The organism is Paenibacillus artemisiicola (genome assembly GCF_017652985.1).
In the GTDB taxonomy this organism is placed as follows: domain Bacteria; phylum Bacillota; class Bacilli; order Paenibacillales; family Paenibacillaceae; genus Paenibacillus_Z; species Paenibacillus_Z artemisiicola.
Map to the genome: position 1 here is coordinate 1 of NZ_JAGGDJ010000105.1, position 3,197 is coordinate 3,197.

1 protein-coding gene is annotated in these 3,197 nt (G+C 72.4%); it reads left to right on the top strand.

The window, feature by feature from the left end; genetic code table 11:
- The coding region (locus I8J29_RS33280) for an Lhr family ATP-dependent helicase (protein ID WP_208851548.1) at window positions 1-3,197 on the top strand (3,197 nt) is incomplete at both ends.

Genomic DNA, 3,197 nt, shown 5'->3' on the forward strand with positions numbered 1-3,197 from the left:
CGCCAACGGGCGCGGCGCCGATGCCGGAGCGCCCGGCGCCGCGCCCGTTGGCGGCGGCGAGCCGGACGCGGAGACGGCGGCGGCCCGCGCCGCGCATCCGCTCGGCTACGCGCCCCGGCCGGTCGTCATCGTCGAGAGCGCGATGACGAAGGCGATCGCGGTCCGGGTGACGATGCCGGACCTGAGCCGGCCCCCGCGCACGCGCGACGGCGTCTGGCAGCCGCTCGTCGAGCGGCTCATGGCGCTCATGGAAGGCGCGCGGTCCGCGCTGCTGTTCGTGAACAGCCGCCGGCTGTGCGAGCGGCTCGTGCTGCGGCTGAACGAACATGCCGGCCATGAGCTGGCGCGCGCCCACCACGGCAGCCTGGCGCGGGAGCGCCGGCTCGAGGTCGAGCGGATGCTGAAGACCGGCGAGCTGCGCTGCCTCGTCGCGACCTCCTCGCTCGAGCTCGGGATCGACGTGGGCCACGTCGACCTCGTCCTCCAGGTCGACTCGCCCAAGGCCGCCGCCGCGGGCATCCAGCGCATCGGCCGCGCCGGCCATGCCGTCGGCGACGTCAGCCGCGGCTATATCGTGGCGCGCCAGCGCGGCGAGCTGCCGGAAGCCGCGGTGCTGTGCCGCAGTATCGCGCGCCGGGAGATCGAGGCGATCGTCCTGCCGCGGGAGCCGCTCGACGTGCTGTCGCAGCACGCGGTATCCGTCGTCGCCGCCGCGGACGTGACCGTGGACGCGCTGCATGGCCTCGTCGCGAGCAGCGAATGCTACCGCGGCTTCCCGCGCGAACGGCTCGAGGCGGCGCTGAAGGTGCTGTCCGGCTTTTACCCGTTCGCCCGCCCGCTCATCGACTGGGACCGGGATACGGACACGCTGCGCAAGCGGGCGAACACCGCCATGGCGTCCGTCACCGGCGCGGGCACGATCCCGTCGAGCTCCGCCTACCCCGTCCACCATGCGGACAGCCGCGTCCATCTCGGCGAGCTGGACGAAGAATACATCGCGGAGAGCCGCGCCGGCGACGTGTTCCAGCTGGGCACGAGCTCGTGGATGATCAGCCGCATCGAGAACGACCGCGTCTACGTGCAGGAGGCGCCCAACCGCTTCAGCGAGATCCCGTTCTGGAAAGCGGAAGCGAGCAGCCGGAGCGTCGAGGTCGGCGTGCGGCTCGGCGAATTTCTGGACCAGCTCGCGGGCCGGCTGCGGCTGAACGACGATGCCGAACCCGCCCCGGAGGAAACGCGCGCGCTCGAAGAGGCGGCGATCGCCTGGCTGGACGCCGACTACGGGCTCGACCATTACGCGGCCTCCGAGCTGATCGAGCTCGTCAGGGCGCAGCAGCGGGCGCTCGGGCTGCCGACCGCGCGGCGGATCATCGTCGAATATTACCGCGATCTGATGCAGCAGACGCGCGTCGTCATCCATAGCCCGTTCGGGCGCCGCCTGAACCGGACGTGGCTGCTGGCGATCCAGCGGCATTTCGGGCGGCTGCTCCCCTATTCGATGTACGGCAACGCCAAGGACAACGGCATTGAGCTCGTCGTGCCGGACTGGGACGCGTCCTGGCTGCAGACGCTGCGGCAGCTGACGGCCGGCGGCGTAGAAACGCTGCTGACCGAAGCGATCGCGGGCTCCCCCCTGCTCGCCGTGGCGTTCCGCCGGATCGCGGAGACGTCGCTGCTGCTGTCGCGCAGCTTCACGCGCACGCCGATGTGGCAGAAGCGGCTGCGCAGCGAGGAGCTGCTGAAGCAGGCGCTGCCGTACGCGGAGCATTTTCCCTATCTCGCGGAAGCGATGCGGGAGTGCCTGCACGACTATCTGGACGCGGAGGGATTGAAAACGCTGCTGGAAGCCGCGGCCGACGGCCGCATCGAGGTGGTCGCGAAGGAAACGCGGGCGCCGTCGCCGTTCGCCGCGCAGTTCATCGCCGAATACGCCAACGCGATGCTCTACGAGGGCGACGGCCTGAGCGAGGCGACGCAGCTCCAGCTGCTCGGCGTCAGCAAGGCGCTCGCCGGGCAGCTGTTCGGCGAGGAGGCGGTGCGGCGGGCGGTCGATCCCGCCGTCGCCCGAGAGGAGGCCGCGCGCCTGGAGGCGGGGCCGATCGCGCCCGCGAACGCGGAGGAGCTGTTCACGCTGCTCAAGCGGCGGGGCGATCAGTCCGCCGAAGAGCTGGCCGCCGCGGCCGGGCGGGACGCGGGCGCCTGGCTGGAGGCGCTGGCGGCGGCCGGGCGCGCGGCCGCGATCGATTTCGGCGGCGAGCGGCGCTGGATCTGCGCCGAGGAACGCGAGCTCTACGACGCGTTCCCGCGGAGCGAAGCCGCGATCGCGTTCGTCGCGGGACGGTTCGCGGACAACCGGCTGTCGTTCACCGAGGCCGAGCTGCGGGAACGGTATCCGCGGCTCGGCGCCGCGGACGCCGCGCGCGTCGCGGAGACCTTGGTCGCGCTGGAGCGGACCGAGCACGCGCCGTTCGCGGACGAGGACGAACGGATCTGGACGGGCCGCGGCGTGGCGAAGCGGCTCGTCCGGCTGACGCTGGAGCAAGCGCGCAAGCAGGCCGAGGCCGTCGATCCCGTGGATTGGATGGCCTACATGTCGCAGCTCCAGCACGCGCTCTCCGGCACGCAGCTGAGCGGGATCGACGGGCTGCGCGCGGTCATCGAACGGCTGCAGGGCTTCTTCCTGCCCGCCTCGCACTGGGAGTCGCTCGTCTTCCCCGCCCGCGTGGCCGGCTACCGCAAGGAAGACCTCGACCTGCTCTGCGCTTCGGGCGAGGTTCTCTGGCTCGGGCGCAAGGGCGAGACCGAGAAGGAAGGCCGCATCGCCTTCTTCCTCGCGGACGCCCGGCCGCTCTACGCGCCGGTGCTGCGGGCGGACGCCCGGGCGCGGGCGCAGGCCGGCCCCGAGTCGCCGGAGTCGAAGCATCCGCGGCTGCTCGGGCTGCTTCGGACGGGCGGCGCCAGCTTCCTGACCAAGCTGAGCCGCGACTACGGCAAGCCGCCGTCCGAGCTGCTCGCCGACCTGCTCGACCTCGTCTGGGAAGGCGCGGTCTCGAACGACCAGTTCGCGCCGCTGCGGCTGCAGCTCGCGACCAAGGGAAAGCAGCTCGCCCGCACGGGCTCCGGCCTCGGGCGCTGGTACTGGACCGGCTCCCTCGCGGACGCCGAGGACGGCGAATCCGGCGACGGCGGGCCAGCTT